Origin of the sequence: Streptomyces sp. NPDC046716 (assembly GCF_040645755.1) — a bacterium.
In the GTDB taxonomy this organism is placed as follows: Bacteria; Actinomycetota; Actinomycetes; order Streptomycetales; family Streptomycetaceae; genus Streptomyces.
Map to the genome: position 1 here is coordinate 153100 of NZ_JBEYYU010000010.1, position 15628 is coordinate 168727.

Below are 15628 nucleotides of genomic sequence, written 5' to 3' on the forward strand. Positions count from 1 at the left end.
TCAGTCGCGGCGGCGCTTGGCCTGCCAGATCGCCGCGCCGCCGAGCACGACGACGGCGACGACGCCCGCGAGGACGCCGACGGACGGCAGCGAGTGGCTCGACTTCTTCGCGGGTTCGGTGGCACTCGGCGAGTGCTTATGGCCGCTGACCTGTTCGCCGCAGCCGGACTTCGGATACCCGGAGATGGCGCAGAGCAGGGCGCTGCTGTCGTAGCGCAGCGGCTTGGCGACGGCGGCCAGCGCGTCCGCGGCGGTCGCGTCCTCACCGACCCGGGCGCACGCGGTGCGTGCCTTCGGCGGGGTCTCGCCGTCGGGCGCGTCCTCGGCCGTGCCGAAGTCGATGACGACCGCGACCCGCTTCTTCCCGTCCTGCGCGCCCGTGTCGCCGCAGACCGCGTCGAAGTCGGCGGCCCCGCGCGGCTTCGTGGCGTCCTTCGAGTCCGCGCTCACCGCGAACCGGAACCCCTCGACATCGCCGTCCGACGGGCGGCTCTGGCCCGGGCCCATGGTCGCGTACGTCCACGAGCCGCCGTCGTTCTCCCAGAACGACCAGTACCGGTACCCGGCGGCCTGCGCGGGCGCGGCGACGGCGAGCCCGAGGACGGCCACGAGCAGGGCGAGCGCCAGCCGGGCGGCGCGGCTCACTTCTGCTGCTTCTTACGCCCGCTGATCAGGATTCCGGCGCCGACCGCGGCGATGAACATGACGCCGACGATCCACCAGGACACCCCGCTGCCGCCGTCGTCCTTCTTCTCGTCACCGGAGTCGGCGGCGGACTTCGCGGAGGCGGGGTCGGGCCCCGTCTTGTTCAGCGCGCTCACCAGGTCGGTGCCGCCGAAGTCGCGCGGGTCGTTGCCGGTGGCGTGCGCGGCGAAGATCAGCTGGGCGTAGGCGGCGGGTCCGGCGCCCTTCGCCCAGTCCTGCGCGTTCTTCTCCAGCCAGGCGTACGGGTCCTTCGTGTACTTGATGCCCTCCGCGGCGGCCACGGCCGTGACCGCGTCGGCGGTGTTGCCGTAGTCGGGCTGGTCGGTGGCGCCGGCCAGCTGCGACTTCAGGTACAGGTGCGTGGAGAGCTGGTTCTGGAGGTAGACGGCGCCGTTGTGCGCGATGCCCTCGGAGGTCTTCGCCTGCTCCCCGTCCTCGCAGGTGTACGCGTCCGGGGCCGTGCCCTTCTCGGCGGCGAAACCGGAGCCGAGGGCGCCGAGCACACCGGCGGCGGTCGCGTCGGCGTTCGCCGTGAGCTCGCCCTTCTTGTCGGGCTGGTAGGCGAGCGCGCCGCCGTCCTTGCCCTCCGAGCAGGGCAGGGTCAGCGTGCCGAGGGCGTCGAAGCCGGACTTGCCGGTCGAGGACCGGACCTCGGCGGGCTCGTCGCCTGAGGTGGACAGGGCGCCGAGCACGACCGCGGTGGAGTTGCCGTCGCTGGCGCCGCCCGGGTTGTAGCCCCAGCCGCCGTCGGCGTTCTGGTTCTTCTTCAGCCAGGCCACGCCCTTGGCGACCTCGCCGTCGCGGCCGCCCACGGCGGCCAGGGCCTGGACGGCGGCGGCCGTGCTGTTGCTGTCGACGGGCGTCTTCGCGTCGCAGGCCTTGCCCGGCTCGGCCCGGAACGCGGCGAAGCCGCCGTTCTCGCACTGCTGGCCCGCGAGCCAGTCGACGGCCTTCGCGGCGGGCCGGACGTCCTCGGTCTTCTGCGCCACGAGGGCGAGGGACTGGCGCCACACGCCGTCGTACGTGGGATCGGCGGACCCGTACAGGCCGCTCGGTACGACGACCTTGGGGGACGCCGAGGGGGAGGCACCGTCCGCGAGGGCGGCCGGCGCCGCCGCGCCGCCGATCACGACGGTCGCGGCCACGAGTGCGGCGCTGCGGCGAATGTTCATGCTGGGGCGGGTGCCTCTCCCTGCGGGGAGCCGGGCGGCACGGCACGCTCTGCTGGTACCGGGCGGCTCCAGCTCCGTATGCCTCGACGGTTCTGAGCCGATCATGAGGCGGGTGAGGCAATCCGGCTGTGACGGTTGCGGGTCAGCGCCGGACTCCCACCGGCTTCCCCTCACACACGCTTGATGACGACGCCTTCACTGTACCGGGCGCCGTGTTTCGGGGTCGTCCGCGGGCGGCTCCGCCGGGGACCCGGCCGCACTGGGTTGTTCTTCGTGTGCGGCTCCGGTGGGGGTTGGTCGCGCAGTTCCCCGCGCCCCTGGGTTGTTCTTCGTGTGCGGGCCGGTGGCCGCTTCTCGCGCCGTTCCCCGCGCCCCTGGGTTGTTCTTCGTGTGCGGGCCGGTGGCCGCTTCTCGCGCCGTTCCTCGCGCCCCTGGGTTGTTCTTTGTGTGCGGGCCGGTGGCCGCTTCTCGCGCCGTTCCCCGCGCCCCTGAGATGCGCACTTCGTGCGGCATCTCATCGCGAGAGGCGCGGCGGAGCCGCAGCCTCCGGGGGAAGGCTGCGCGCAGCGCATGCCTTCAGGGGCGCGGGGAACTGCGCGACCAGCCACGACGAGAGCCGCGGCCGAACGCGTCAGCGGACCTCGACGGGGCCGTCGTCGCCCCGGTAGCGCTCGACGGCGGAACCGGGGTCGTCCGTCGCGCCGAGGTTCTTGCGGACCGAGTCGAGGATCGTCAGCCCCTGCCCGACGAGCCCGGCGGCGATCTCGCCGAGCCCATCGGCCCCGTTCAGGACGTTGACATTGGCCCCGGCGAGCCCGGCCGACGCCTCCTTCACGATCTGCGGCAACTGATCGATGAGCATCCGGTCCAGCGCGACCCGGTCGTACGACGCCGCCGCCTCGGCCTGGATCTTCATCCGCTCGGCCTCGGCGAGGGCGAGCACCCGGATCCGCTCGGCATCGGCCTGCGCCGGCTTCACGACCTCCGCGATCAGCTCCTTCTCCCGCAGCTCGGCCTGCTTGAGCGCCAGCTCGGTCTGCGCGGCGAGCACCTCCTGCTGCGCGTGCGCCCGCGCCAGCGGCCCGGCCTGGTCGGCCTGCGCCTTGGCCCGGTCCACCTCGGCGCTGAACTCGGCCTGCACGACCGCGGTCTGCCGCGCGAACTCGGCCTGCTTGCGGGCGGCAGCCTGCTCCGCCTCGACGGAGGCCTGGTTGGCCTGCGCCTGCGCGATCTTCGCGGCACGCTGGATGGCGGCCTTGTGCGGCTGCGACATCGCCTCGATGTACCCGGTGGCACCGTCGTCGATGGACTGGATCTGCAACGAGTCGACGTGCAGCCCGATCTTCGCCATCTCGGCCTTCGAGGTGTCGAGCACCTCCGTCGCCAGCTTCTGCCGCTCGGTGACGATCTCCTCGACGGTCATCGAGCCGATGATGGAGCGCAGGTGACCGGCGAAGATCCGCCCGGTGAGCACCGACATCTGCTCCTGGTCGGACAGGAACCGCTGCCCGGCGTTGACGATCGACTCGTGGTCGTTGCCCACCTTGAAGGCGATGACGGCCCGCACGGTCAGCGCGATGCCCTGCTTGGTGACGCACTTCTCGACGACTTCCGCCTCCGCCATGGCCAGCGACAGGAAACGGGTCTTGCGGAACACGGGCAGCACGAACTTCCCGTGCCCGGTGACGACGCGGAACGGCGCTCCCCCAAGTCCCCGCCTGCCACCCGAGATCAACATCGCCTCGTCGGGGGCGGGAACGCGATATCCGAACATCCTTGACGTCTCCTTAGCGGGCGCCGCCGTCGCCGTCGGCGAGGAGAGGATCGGTCCAGGCCATGACCACGACCTGCCGGGTGCCGCGCGACTCGATCACGAGCACGGTCGTCCCGCGCTCCAGAGGCTCGTCGGACCACGCGAGAAACGTCTCGGTCCCGCCCCTGACCCGCACCAGCACCTCGCCCGGCCCTCCGGCACCCCGTGTGCCGAGCACCAGCTTCCCCGTACAGCCGACCACAGCCTCGTCCGGCGCCATCGGCGGCCGCCCCCTTGTCGTTCCAGCTCAAGTGAGCTCTTGGCCAGGACCATACGCCTGCGCGTGGGGCCCGACCATCTACGCGCGGCAAAGATCCGCCGGCCGTGACCGGCCGCCCGGTGACGTCGGATCAGGGCGCCGCGACGTACGCCACCGGGTCGCTGCCGACGGCCGTCTCCACCCGCCCCAGCTTCACCAGCCGGCGCAGATGCGCCTCCGCCTCCGACACCGCGATGGTCCGCGAGCCGAAGGGGATGTCGGCCCACGGCCGGTTCCACTCCATGCGCTCGGCGAGCTGCCAGGGGGTGAGCGGCTCCGCGAGGAGGGTGAGCAGATCGGTCAGCCGGGACTCGTGGTGCTCCAGCAGTTCCCGTACGCGGGCGGGCGCGTCGGTGAAGGTGTGCTGGTGCGCCGGGAGGACCTCGGCGGGGGCCAGCCGGCCGACCCGTTCGAGGGAGTCGAGGTAGTCGCCGAGGGGGTCCGTCACGGTGGCGTCGTCCGGGTCCTCGTAGAGGCCGATGTGCGGGGTGATGCCCGGCAGGATGTGGTCGCCGCTGAACAGGCGCCCGTTTCCCGGGAGTTGTGCCGGGTGGTCCTCTTCGAGGTGCAGGCAGACATGGCCCGGGGTGTGGCCCGGCGTCCAGATCGCGCGGAGCCTGCGGCCCGGCAGGGGGAGCAGGTCGCCGGGGGTGATGGTGCGGTCGGGCAGCGCCGGGTCGAGGCCGGGCAGGCGGCGCGGGGTGCCCTCGTCGCGGGCGCGGGCGATCGGGGCCACGTGCGCGTCGGGCGCCCCGGCGGCGATCAGCTTCCTGGTCATGTACGCGTACCAGCGCGACGGGTCGTTCTCCCGGGTGCGCCGCACCACCGCCGCGTCCGCCTCGTGCATCGCGATCCAGGCGCCGGACGCCTCGCGCACCTTCGCCGACAGGCCGTGGTGGTCGGGGTGGTGATGCGTGATCAGGACGCCCGTGAGGTCGCCGACCGACGTGCCGCAGTTCGCGAGCCCCGCCGTCAGCGTGTCCCAGGACTCCGGGTCGTCCCAGCCGGTGTCGACCAGGACCGGCCCCGCGTCGGTGTCCAGTACGTAGATGAGCGTGTAGCCGAGAGGGTTGTCGGGGATCGGGACCCGGATGCTCTGCACGCCCCCGCCGTGGTCGGTCACCTGCGTCACCTTCGTCACCTCTTCTGTCACCTCTGCCGCCTCAGTCACTGGGCCCCGCTCCGTCACCTGCCCGGGAGCACCGGCCGTCGCGCCGAACTCCCGTCACTGTAATGGAACTTGTAGAACTTGTTTCAATGGTTGCCCGGGTCGCCCAGCTCGGCGGCCCGTCCGCGCCAGACGGTCTCGCCCTCGTCGTCCTCGCCGCACGCCGTCAGCCCGAGGTCGCGCGCCACCATCGCCGACGCGTGGTGCAGGGGGTGGACATGGGCGACGAGTTCCGCCACGCCCCGCGCCGCCAGCCATCCGGCCATCCCGGACGCGGCCTCCCGGGCGAAGCCGCGCCCCTGCCACGCGGTGCCCACGACCCAGGCCACGTCGGCGGTGCGGCCGTCCGTCACGGTCGCCTGCACATATCCCGCAAGCCGTCCTGAAGTGCCCACGTGCAGAACCCAGTTGAGCCAGTCGGTGTCCGGGTCGGGGGAGCCCGCCACCTGACGGGCGTACCGCGTGCGCAGTTCCCCGAGCGACGGCGGTCCGCCGCCCGTGAAGGTGTACAGCGCCGGGTCGGCGAGCACTTCCGCCATCTCGTCGGCGTGCGGCAGGGCCAGCGGCAGCAGGGTCAGGCGGGGGGTGCGGATCGGCTCGGGGAGCATCTCGGCACCCTATGCCCGGATACCCGGACGCTCGGGGTGTCCGGCCCCTTCCCACCCTTCCGATTCCCAACTAGAACTGGTATCAGTTCTGAAACACCGTCAGAAATGGTCGGGGAAGAGGAAGTCAGCCATGACCGAGCTCGTGGAACACGGACAGCTGTTCATCGGCGGGGAGTTGACCGATCCCCTCGGCAAGGACGTCATCGAGGTCGTCTCCCCGCACACCGGAGAGGTCTTCGGCCGGGTGCCGCACGCCGCCCCCGCCGACGTCGACCGGGCCGTCGCCGCGGCCCGCCGGGCCTTCGAGGACGGGCCCTGGCCCCGGATGACCCTCGACGAGCGCATCGCGGTCGTCACGAAGATCAAGGACGCCTTCGCGGTACGCCACGAGGAGATCGCCCGCGTCATCAGCAGCCAGAACGGCACCCCGTTCACCGCGAGCGTCATGGTGCAGGCCCTCGCCGCGATGATGGTCTGGGACTCCGCGCTCACCGTCGCCCGCGACTTCACCTACGAGCAGGCCCGCGACGGCGTGCTCGGCAAGCTCCTCGTGCGGCGCGAGCCCGTCGGCGTCGTCGCGGCCGTCGTGCCCTGGAACGTCCCGCAGTTCACCGCCGCCGCCAAGCTGGCCCCCGCGCTGCTCGCCGGCTGCCCGGTGATCCTGAAGACCTCGCCCGAGACACCGCTCGACGGCTACATCCTCGCCGAGATCGCCGCCGAGGCCGGTCTGCCCGAGGGCGTGCTCTCGATCCTGCCCGCCGACCGCGAGGTGAGCGAGTACCTCGTCTCCCACCCCGGCATCGACAAGGTCTCCTTCACCGGCTCGGTCGGCGCGGGCAAGCGCGTCATGGAGGTCGCCGCCCGCAACCTCACCCGCGTCACCCTGGAGCTGGGCGGCAAGTCGGCCGCCGTCGTTCTGGAGGACGCGGACGCCGCGACCGCCGTCGCCGGCATCGTCCCCTTCGCGTGGATGATCAACGGCCAGGCGTGCGTCGCCCAGACCCGCATCCTCGTCCCGCGCTCCCGCTACGACGAGTTCGCCGACGCCTTCGCGAGCGCGGCCGGCGCCCTCAAGGTCGGCGACCCCCTCGACCCGGCCACCGAACTCGGCCCCCTCGTCGCCAAGCGCCAGCAGCAGCGCTCCCTCGACTACATCCGCATCGGCCAGGACGAGGGCGCCAAGATCCTCACCGGCGGCGGCGTGCCCAAGGGCTTCGAGCAGGGCTGGTACGTCGAACCCACCCTCTTCGGCGGCGTCGACAACTCCATGCGCATCGCCCGCGAGGAGATCTTCGGCCCCGTCATCTGCCTGCTGCCCTACGGCGACGAGGCCGAGGCCCTGAAGATCGCCAACGACTCCGACTACGGCCTGAGCGGCAGCGTCTGGACCGCCGACGTCGAGCGCGGCATCGACGTCGCGCGCCGGGTGCGCACGGGCACGTACAGCGTCAACACCTTCAGCCTCGACATGCTCGGCCCGTTCGGCGGCTACAAGAACAGCGGCGTGGGGCGGGAGTTCGGGCCCGAGGGGTACGGCGAGTACTTCGAGCACAAGATGATCCACCTGCCCGCCGGGTACGAGCCCGAGGGGGCCTGAGCATGGGCGACCGGTGGCATGTGGAGGTCGACCGGGGGGTGTGCATCGGCTCGGGCATGTGCGTGAACCACGCGCCGGACTCCTTCCGCCTGGACACGGCCCGGCAGTCCCACCCGTCCGAGCCGGACGTCGACGCGGGCGAGAAGGTCCTGGCGGCGGCGGAGGGGTGCCCCGTCGAGGCCATCACGCTGGCGCTCGCCGATTCGGGGGAGGTCGTGTTTCCCCCCGAGGAGTAGTGGCCCGCGGCGCCCGCGCTCGCGCCACGGGGCTCCGCCCCGGACCCCGCTCCTCACTCGCCGGAGGGGCTGGAGGTGACATCGATCAGGCGGCACACCGTCTCGATGTCGATCTTCACCTGGGCGATCGAGGCGCGGCCCGAGAGCCAGGTGATCAGGGCCGAGTGCCAGGTGTGCTCGATGACCCGGACCGCGGAGAGCTGCGCGGGGGTCGGGTCGTCGAGCTCCATCGCGTCCAGGATGATCGCCGTGGTCTGGCGGGACACCTGGTCGACCTCGGGACTGACACTGCGGTCCGCGAAGGTCAGCGCACGCACCATCGCGTCGGCCAGATGCGGCTCGCGCTGGAGCGCGCGGAAGGCCCGCATCAGCGTCTCGGCGACCCGCTCGGCGGGGGCGTCGGAGGACGGCGGGCGCTTGCGGACCGTGGTGTGCATGTGCTGGAGCTGGTCCTGCATGGTGGCGACCAGCAGATGGACCTTGCTGGGGAAGTAGCGGTACAGCGTGCCGAGGGCGACCTGGGACGACTCGGCGACCTCGCGCATCTGCACCGCGTCGAACCCGCCGCGCGCCGCGAGCTGCGCGCTCGCGTGCAGGATCCTGCGGCGCCGCGCCTCCTGCCGCTCGGTGAGTGCGGGGGCGCCCTGAGCGCCGCTGCTTCTGGCATCCGGAGCTGTCATCTGTCTGCTTCCGTCCGCTTCCGTCTCCCGGGCCGGCGGTCCGTGGCGTGAATCACCCGATCCGCCTGCCACACGCCCGCTACCAGCCGGTAGATTCGATCCTCATTGAACGATCAAGTCTGAAACTTGTTCTAGATTAGCGTCCCCACGTAGTGTCCACTGGCAGGCCGGGATGTCCACGGGCAAGCAGGAGAGAAGGGTGGCCTGGAGTGACCGCGGAGTCGTTGCGCATCGCTCTCCTCACGTACAAGGGCAACCCGTTCTGCGGTGGCCAGGGCGTGTACGTACGCCACCTCTCCCGTGAGCTGGCCCGCCTCGGCCACCGGGTCGAGGTCATCGGCGCCCAGCCCTACCCGGTGCTCGACGAGGGCGAGGACCTCGCGGGTCTCTCGCTCACCGAGCTGCCGAGCCTGGACCTGTACCGCAGCCCCGACCCGTTCCGCACGCCGAAGCGCGACGAGTTCCGCGGCTGGGTCGACGCCCTGGAGTTCGCCACCATGCGCACCGGCGGCTTCCCCGAGCCGCTGACGTTCTCGCTCCGCGCCCGCCACCATCTGCGCGCCAGACGCGGCGAGTTCGACGTCGTGCACGACAACCAGACGCTGGGCTACGGCCTGTTGGGCGACATCGGCGCCCCGCTCGTCACCACGATCCACCACCCCATCACCGTCGACCGGCAACTCGAACTGGACGCCGCCGAGACCTGGCAGCAGCGCCTCTCCAAGCGCCGCTGGTACGCCTTCACCCGCATGCAGAAGCGCGTCGCCCGCCGCGTGCCCTCCGTGCTCACCGTCTCCGGCACCTCCCGCGACGAGATCGTCCAGCACCTCGGCGTGCGGCGCGACCACATCCGCGTCGTGCACATCGGCGCCGACACCGACCTGTTCTCCCCGGACGCCGCGGTGCCCGAGATCCCCGGCCGCATCGTCACCACCTCCAGCGCCGACGTCCCGCTCAAGGGCCTCGTCTTCCTCGTCGAAGCCCTCGCCAAGGTGCGGGCCGAACACCCCGACGCCCATCTCGTCGTCGTCGGCAAGCGCCCCGAGGAGGGCCCGGTCGCCCAGGCGATGGAGCGGTACGGGCTCGAGGGCGCCGTCGAGTTCGTGAAGGGCATCAGCGACGCCGAACTGGTCGACCTGGTGCGCTCCGCCCAGGTCGCCTGCGTGCCCTCGCTCTACGAAGGCTTCTCGCTGCCCGCCGCCGAGGCCATGGCCACCGGCACCCCGCTCGTCGCCACCAAGGGCGGCGCGATCCCGGAGGTCGCCGGGCCCGACGGCGAGACCTGCCTCGCCGTCCCGACCGGCGACGCGGGCGCGCTCGCCACGGGCCTGAGCCGGCTGCTCGGCGACCCGGAGCTGCGGCGCCGCCTCGGCGCGGCCGGCCGGGCCCGGGTCCTCGACCGCTTCACATGGGCGCGGGCCGCGCAGGGCACCGCCGAGCTGTACCGCGAGTCGTTGGAGCGCGGCCCCGCCGTCTCGTCACGACCTCACCAGGAAACCCCAGAGGAAAGCAGGGCCACGTGCTGACCGTCGACTTCACCCGTTTCCCGCTCGCCGCGGGCGACCGCGTCCTCGATCTCGGGTGCGGGGCCGGACGGCACGCCTTCGAGTGCTACCGGCGCGGGGCGCAGGTCGTCGCCCTCGACCAGAACGCCGAGGAGATCGCCGAGGTCGCCAAGTGGTTCGCCGCGATGAAGGAGGCCGGTGAGGCCCCCGCGGGCGCCACGGCCACCGCGATGGAGGGCGACGCGCTCCATCTGCCCTTCCCCGACGAGTCGTTCGACGTCGTCATCATCAGCGAGGTCATGGAGCACATCCCCGACGACAAGGGGGTGCTCGCCGAGATGGTGCGCGTGCTCAAGCCCGGCGGCCGCATCGCCGTCACCGTCCCGCGCTACGGCCCCGAGAAGGTCTGCTGGGCGCTCTCCGACGCGTACCACGAGGTCGAGGGCGGCCACATCCGCATCTACAAGGCCGACGAGCTCCTCGGCCGGATGCGCGAGGCGGGCCTCAAGCCGTACGGCACCCACCACGCCCACGCGCTGCACGCCCCGTACTGGTGGCTGAAGTGCGCGTTCGGCGTCGACAACGACAAGGCGCTGCCGGTCAAGGCGTACCACAAGCTCCTGGTCTGGGACATCATGAAGAAGCCCGCCCTGACCCGGGTCGCCGAGCAGCTGCTCAACCCCGTCGTCGGCAAGAGCTTCGTCGCCTACGCCACCAAGCCGCACCTGCCCAAGGCCGCCGGGGCCACTGAGTGAGCAGCCCCGAACGGACCGAACTCCTCGTCCTGCCAGGAGTTCTGACGGCGGATCAGGCCGGCCTGACGGTGCGCGGCATCCTCGCGGTGCAGCGCCCGGACGGTGCCCTGCCCTGGTTCCGCCGCCACCACCTCGACCCCTGGGACCACACCGAGGCCGCCATGGCCCTCGACGTGGCCGGTGAGCACGAGGCCGCCGAGCGGGCCTACGACTGGCTCGCCCGGCACCAGAACACGGACGGTTCCTGGTACGCCGCCTACCAGGACGGCGACCCGGACGACATCACCGACCGGGGCCGCGAGTCCAACTTCGTGGCGTACGTGGCCGTGGGCGTCTGGCACCACTACCTCTCCACCGGCGACGACGCGTTCCTGGACCGCATGTGGCCGGTCGTCCGGGCGGCCGTCGAGTGGGTGCTGCGGCTCCAGCAGCCCGGCGGGCAGATCGGCTGGAAGCGCGAGGAGGACGGCACGGCCGTCGAGGACGCGCTGCTGACCGGGAGTTCGTCGATCCACCAGGCGCTGCGCTGTGCGCTCGCCATCGCCGAGCAGCGTGAAGAGCCGCAGCCCGACTGGGAGTTGGCGGTCGGCGCGCTGCGGCATGCGATCCGCCGCCACCCGGAGCGCTTCCTCGACAAGAACCGCTACTCGATGGACTGGTACTACCCGGTCCTCGGCGGCGCGCTGCGCGGCACCGAGGCGGACCGGCGCATCGACGCCGACTGGGACCGCTTCGTCGTCCCCGGCCTCGGCGTGCGCTGTGTCGTGCCGAACCCGTGGGTGACCGGCGGGGAGAGCGCCGAACTCGCCCTCGCCCTGTGGGCGATGGGCGAGTCCGACCGGGCGCTCACGGTCCTCCAGGACATCCAGCACCTGCGCGATCCGAAGACGGGTCTGTACTGGACCGGCTATGTCTTCGAGGACCGGGCGATCTGGCCGGAGGAACTGACGACGTGGACCGCGGGCTCCGTGCTCCTGGCCGTCGCCGCGCTGGGGGGAGACGAGGCGACGTGCTCGGTGTTCGGAGGGGAACAGCTGCCGTCCGGCGTGGAGCCGGACTGCTGCGGTTAGGGCCGGGGGCTCAGCGCAGGCGGCCCGCGATGGCGTGGCCGATGGCCAGGTAGACGACGGCGGCCAGACCGTATCCGGCGACCACGCGGGCCCAGGCCTCGTCGAAGGTGAACAGATCACGGGACCAGCCGGCGAGCCAGTTGGCCGAGTTGTGGATGAACTGGACCAGGTCGTTGCCGCGGTTGGCATCGAGCAGGTACATCAGGATCCACAGACCGAGTATCAGCGCCATGATGTCGGCAACGACCACGATCGCTCGGGCCGCGCTGTTGCCGCTGCGAGTAGAGGACATGGTTTCCGTCTGACCGCAACTTTTTGAATGAAACCCGGACGGTGGCGCCCGAGTGGCGGCGGTGTGGGGGACGGGTGACGCTGCGGGGAAAGCGTGCACTCCCCAGCCCGGAGGTACCCGCGGTGCCCAGCTTCTCTCTTCCCCTGCGACGTACGGTCGTGTCCGTCCTCCTGTGCGGCGCCCTCGTCGCGGGAACCACCGCGTGCGGCGGTGACGACAAGGACACCGCCGCGTCGTCGTCCGCGTCACCGTCCAGCTCGGCCGAACGCCAGAAGCTCGCCAAGACCCGCTTCGTGGCCAACGCGGGCATCGCGGCCGGTGCCACCTACCAGTGGATCGTGAAGCCGTGGCGCGCGGGCAAGTTCAAGGCCGGCGCGGACGGCCGCAAGTTCGCTCTGGTCAAGGCGGGCCTCGCGGGCGCGCTGACCTACAACCGGCTGAAGGCCGCGTCGAAGAACGCCGAGGGCGACCCGACGCTCTCCAAGGCCGTCGCCCCGCTCACCGCGGGCATCGACGCGCTCAAGGACCTGCCGAGCAAGCTGCGCAAGGGCGACGGCGTCGACTCGGTCGCGGGCTCCTTCGACGACATCATCAACAGCGTCAAGGACGCGGGCAAGAGCGCGGGCGCCGAGGTCAAGGACAAGGTCCCGTCGGCGTCCCAGCTGACGTCGGGCTCCTGACCGTACGGGAGCCGCTCAGGAGTTGAGCTCCGCGAGGACGCGCAGGGTGTGCGGGTCCGGGGAGAGGACCAGCAGGTCCGTCACCGGGCCCTTGCGCCACAGCTCCAGGCGCTCGGCGATCCGGGCGCGCGGCCCGACGAGGGAGATCTCGTCGGCGAACGCGTCCGGCACCGCGAGCACCGCCTCCTCGCGCTGCCCCTCGGCGAACAGTTCCTGGATCCGCCGGGCCTCGGCCTCGTACCCCATCCGCGCCATGAGGTCGGCGTGGAAGTTGCGGGTCGCGTGGCCCATGCCGCCGATGTAGAAGCCCAGCATCGCCTTGACGGGCAGCAGTCCTTCGGCGACGTCGTCGCAGACCTTCGCCCGGGCCATCGGCGCGATCATGAAGTCGTCGCGGAGGTCGGTGAGCGACGCCTCGTACACATCGGTGCGCGTCGGCGACCAGTACAGCGGCAGCCAGCCGTCCGCGATCCGGGTGGTCTGCGCGATGTTCTTCGGGCCTTCGGCGCCGAGCAGGACCGGCAGGTCGGCGCGGAGCGGGTGCGTGATGGGCTTGAGGGCCTTGCCGAGACCGGTGCCGTCCTCGCCGCGGTACGGGTGCGAGTGGAACCGTCCGTCCACCTCGACCGGCCCCTCGCGCCGCAGCACCTGCCGCACGACATCGACGTACTCGCGTGTGGCGGTCAGCGGCGAGCGGGGGAACGGGCGCCCGTACCAGCCCTCCACCACCTGCGGCCCGGACAGGCCGAGCCCGAGCATCATGCGCCCGCCCGAGAGGTGGTCGAGGGTGAGCGCGTGCATCGCGGTCGTGGTGGGGGAGCGGGCCGCCATCTGCGCGATGGCCGTCCCGAGCCGGATGCGCGAGGTGTGCGCGGCGAACCAGGTCAGCGGGGTGAAGGCGTCGCTGCCCCATGACTCGGCCGTCCACACCGAGTCGTACCCCAGCTCCTCCGCCTCGCGCACGAGCCCGAGGTGGTCGGGGTTCGGTCCGCGTCCCCAGTAGCCGAGTGCGATGCCCAGGCGCATGTGGTCAGCCCCAATCTGACGGTGCGTCAATTGTGCGGTGACTGTACGCGAAAGGCCCCTCGCCCGGAAGGTGGGCGAGGGGCCTGACGTGAGGCGCTGTGCGGGTCAGCCGCGCTGGATCCCGCTGGTGTCCTGGAGGACGCCGCGACGGCCGTCCTGGGTCTGGGCGACGAGGCCCGGGCCGCGCTGCTCGACGGCCAAGTACCAGGTACCCGGGGCCAGTTCGGCGATCGGCGTCGGGTTGCCGTCCTCCGCGTACAGCGGGCGCGGCACCGGAACGGCGAACCAGAACGGCGAGAAGTCGGAGCCGCCACCCTGCGGGGCGGCGGGCTGCGGCGCCGGAGCGGCGGCCTGCTGCTGCGGCTGCTGGCCGTAGGGCTGGCCGGGGCCGGGCTGACCGGGCTGGCCGGGCTGGCCGTGCTGACCCGGACCGGGCTGACCCGGCTGCTGGCCGTAGGGCTGACCCGGCTGCTGGGCGCCCGGGTAGCCGTAGCCACCCTGCGGCTGACCGCCGTAGGGCTGCGGCTGCTGGGGGCGCGGGGCGCCGAGGAGCGGGGCCTGGAGCGCGGGGACGATCGCGGTGGCGACGGCCGCGGCGGCCATGATCAGGGTGGCGATCAGGGCGAGGATGAGGCCGATGCCGGCGTCGATCGACGCGGCGTTGTTCCCGTTGTCGAAGCCGCCGGCCGGGTCGAAGATGTTGCCGAGCGCTCCCCAGGCGGCGAAGACGGTCGCCGCGATGCCGAACTGGCCGAGGTCGAGACCGGCGACCTTGCGCGGCTGCGGCAGCCCACGGTTCACGACGATGAGCGCGGCACCGATGATCCCCGACAGGACGACGCTCATCAGGACCGGACCGCTCTCCCACGAGTTGGGGAAGTCGGCGTTCGAGCCGGCGCCGTCGATCGAGTAGATGTCGAGGAACGACGCAATGATGAGCAGTACCGCTGCTCCGATCACCACGCCGTCGCCTCGAGTGAGGGAGCGGATATTCACTTCAGGAGGTCCTTCGTCAGTCGTCTGGGTCTTCGGTGGAGGCGGCGCAGAGCGCGGGGGTGACCCCACACGGTACGGACGACACTATCGTCCGGGTCCTCCGGGTGTCTGCCGAGATCCACAGGGTGACAGCTACCCGCGCAGGAAACTCACGATTCCCTCAGAGATGCCCTGCGCCGCCTTCTGTCGCCACGCTCCCGACGTGAGGCGTCCGGCGTCCTGCGCGTCCCGCATGTTGCCGCACTCGATGAAGACCTTCGGAACCGTCGAAAGGTTGAGTCCGCCCAGGTCGGAGCGGGTGTCGAGGGCGGTTCCCCTGCCGATGTAGTTCGACGGGGGCTCGCCCGTGACCTTGAGGAAGTTGCCCGCGACGCGCTCGCCGAGATCGCGCGAGGGGCCCACGATGGCGCGGGTGTCCGCGGTGCCGGCCCGCACGGATGCGGGAAGGATCACATGGAAGCCGCGGTTGCCCGCGGCGGAGCCGTCGGCGTGGACGGAGACGACGGCGTCGGCGTGCGCCTTGTTCCCGATGGCGGCGCGCTCGGTGACGCACGGACCCCAGGCCCGGTCGCCGTTCTGCGTCAACTGCACGGTGGCGCCCTGCTGTTCGAGGATCGTGCGCATCCGGCGGGCGACGTCCAGGGTGAACTGGGCCTCCGTGTAGCCCCCGTTGGTGGACGTGCCGGTGGTGTCGCACTCCTTGCTGCCGTTGCCGACGTTCACACTCCGGTTGATATCGGAGGGATGCTTGAAGTTCCCCGGATTGTGACCCGGGTCGATGACGACGACCTTCCCGCGCAGCGGTCCCGAACCCCCGGCGGCCGGTGCGGTCGGCTTCTTCGGCGCGGTGGTGAAGGGAGCGGGCTCGGACTTGGAAGGGGAGGCGGAGGCCGACGAGGGCGATGCGGACTTCGGGGCGGAGGGAGAGGCGGGCGCCGAGGTCGACGCCGGTCCGCCCGCCGCGGGCAGCACCTTCGGAGGCTCGCTCTCGCCGGGACCGTGCACGACCTGCCACAGCACGAAGGCCGCGAGCGCGGTCGGCACCAGCGCGGCGAAGGTCACCAGG

At 71.9% G+C, this 15628-nt stretch carries 17 protein-coding genes and 1 riboswitch; of the genes, 6 read left to right on the forward strand and 11 right to left on the reverse strand.

Going from position 1 to position 15628, the window contains the following annotated elements; genetic code table 11:
• From ABZ930_RS10760 to ABZ930_RS10785, 6 genes are all read right to left on the reverse strand, one after another.
• A complete protein-coding gene (locus ABZ930_RS10760) occupies positions 1 to 645 on the reverse strand; it encodes an SCO2322 family protein (protein WP_361544846.1) in 645 nt (214 codons plus the stop codon).
• Positions 642 to 1877 carry a prenyltransferase/squalene oxidase repeat-containing protein gene (locus tag ABZ930_RS10765; protein WP_361544849.1) on the reverse strand — a complete coding sequence of 412 codons (1236 nt, stop codon included), beginning with the start codon at positions 1875 to 1877 and terminating at the stop codon, positions 642 to 644. The genes ABZ930_RS10760 and ABZ930_RS10765 overlap by 4 nt, the downstream gene beginning before the upstream one ends.
• An 89-nt stretch (positions 1878 to 1966) precedes the next feature.
• Positions 1967 to 2089: riboswitch (cobalamin riboswitch) on the reverse strand.
• Positions 2090 to 2508: 419 nt separating this feature from the next.
• Positions 2509 to 3651, reverse strand: a complete 1143-nt coding sequence (locus ABZ930_RS10770; RefSeq protein WP_361544851.1) for an SPFH domain-containing protein — start codon at positions 3649 to 3651, stop codon at positions 2509 to 2511.
• 13 nt (positions 3652 to 3664) lie between these two features.
• Positions 3665 to 3910: a hypothetical protein gene (locus ABZ930_RS10775; RefSeq protein ID WP_351444532.1), complete on the reverse strand. Its 246-nt coding sequence runs from the start codon at positions 3908 to 3910 to the stop codon at positions 3665 to 3667.
• 130 nt (positions 3911 to 4040) lie between these two features.
• Positions 4041 to 5081, reverse strand: coding sequence for an MBL fold metallo-hydrolase (locus ABZ930_RS10780; protein WP_361544855.1), 1041 nt, complete (start codon positions 5079 to 5081; stop codon positions 4041 to 4043).
• 122 nt (positions 5082 to 5203) lie between these two features.
• Positions 5204 to 5725, reverse strand: a complete 522-nt coding sequence (locus ABZ930_RS10785) for a GNAT family N-acetyltransferase (protein ID WP_361544858.1) — start codon at positions 5723 to 5725, stop codon at positions 5204 to 5206.
• A 130-nt stretch (positions 5726 to 5855) separates the two neighbouring features.
• Here ABZ930_RS10785 and ABZ930_RS10790 point away from each other — a divergent pair, with 130 nt between their 5' ends.
• A complete protein-coding gene (locus ABZ930_RS10790; RefSeq protein ID WP_361544861.1) occupies positions 5856 to 7322 on the forward strand; it encodes an aldehyde dehydrogenase in 1467 nt (488 codons plus the stop codon).
• Positions 7323 to 7324: 2 nt separating this feature from the next.
• Complete coding sequence (locus tag ABZ930_RS10795) at positions 7325 to 7558, forward strand: ferredoxin (protein ID WP_361544864.1); 234 nt, start codon at positions 7325 to 7327, stop codon at positions 7556 to 7558.
• A 53-nt stretch (positions 7559 to 7611) separates the two neighbouring features.
• Here the strand turns inward: ABZ930_RS10795 and ABZ930_RS10800 are convergent, their stop codons facing one another.
• Positions 7612 to 8238, reverse strand: coding sequence for a TetR family transcriptional regulator (locus ABZ930_RS10800; RefSeq protein ID WP_361544867.1), 627 nt, complete (start codon positions 8236 to 8238; stop codon positions 7612 to 7614).
• Positions 8239 to 8447: 209 nt separating this feature from the next.
• Here ABZ930_RS10800 and ABZ930_RS10805 point away from each other — a divergent pair, with 209 nt between their 5' ends.
• From ABZ930_RS10805 to ABZ930_RS10815, 3 genes are read left to right on the forward strand one after another with little or no spacing between them, the layout of a single operon-like run.
• Positions 8448 to 9764, forward strand: a complete 1317-nt coding sequence (locus ABZ930_RS10805; RefSeq protein WP_361544870.1) for a glycosyltransferase family 4 protein — start codon at positions 8448 to 8450, stop codon at positions 9762 to 9764.
• Positions 9758 to 10498 (forward strand): class I SAM-dependent methyltransferase, encoded by a 741-nt coding sequence (locus ABZ930_RS10810; protein WP_361544873.1) that lies wholly within the window; start codon positions 9758 to 9760, stop codon positions 10496 to 10498. Before ABZ930_RS10805 ends, ABZ930_RS10810 begins: the two co-directional genes overlap by 7 nt.
• Positions 10495 to 11568 (forward strand): prenyltransferase/squalene oxidase repeat-containing protein, encoded by a 1074-nt coding sequence (locus ABZ930_RS10815; RefSeq protein ID WP_361544876.1) that lies wholly within the window; start codon positions 10495 to 10497, stop codon positions 11566 to 11568. Before ABZ930_RS10810 ends, ABZ930_RS10815 begins: the two co-directional genes overlap by 4 nt.
• Before the next feature lie 10 nt (positions 11569 to 11578).
• Here the strand turns inward: ABZ930_RS10815 and ABZ930_RS10820 are convergent, their stop codons facing one another.
• Entirely contained in the window at positions 11579 to 11860 is a 282-nt protein-coding gene (locus ABZ930_RS10820; protein ID WP_361544879.1) for a hypothetical protein, read from the reverse strand.
• Positions 11861 to 11982: 122 nt separating this feature from the next.
• On the opposite strand from ABZ930_RS10820, the gene ABZ930_RS10825 reads away from it, so the two are divergent.
• On the forward strand, positions 11983 to 12540 hold the full coding sequence (locus ABZ930_RS10825) for a hypothetical protein (RefSeq protein WP_361544882.1): 558 nt from the start codon (positions 11983 to 11985) through the stop codon (positions 12538 to 12540).
• A gap of 15 nt (positions 12541 to 12555) precedes the next feature.
• Here ABZ930_RS10825 and ABZ930_RS10830 read toward each other — a convergent pair whose 3' ends face one another.
• From ABZ930_RS10830 to ABZ930_RS10840, 3 genes are all read right to left on the reverse strand, one after another.
• Positions 12556 to 13566, reverse strand: a complete 1011-nt coding sequence (locus ABZ930_RS10830) for an LLM class F420-dependent oxidoreductase (protein ID WP_361544885.1) — start codon at positions 13564 to 13566, stop codon at positions 12556 to 12558.
• A gap of 105 nt (positions 13567 to 13671) precedes the next feature.
• A complete protein-coding gene (locus tag ABZ930_RS10835; RefSeq protein ID WP_361544888.1) occupies positions 13672 to 14562 on the reverse strand; it encodes a hypothetical protein in 891 nt (296 codons plus the stop codon).
• A gap of 132 nt (positions 14563 to 14694) precedes the next feature.
• Positions 14695 to 15627, reverse strand: coding sequence for an N-acetylmuramoyl-L-alanine amidase (locus ABZ930_RS10840; protein ID WP_361544954.1), 933 nt, complete (start codon positions 15625 to 15627; stop codon positions 14695 to 14697).
• Between the last annotated feature and the right edge of the window lies 1 nt (position 15628).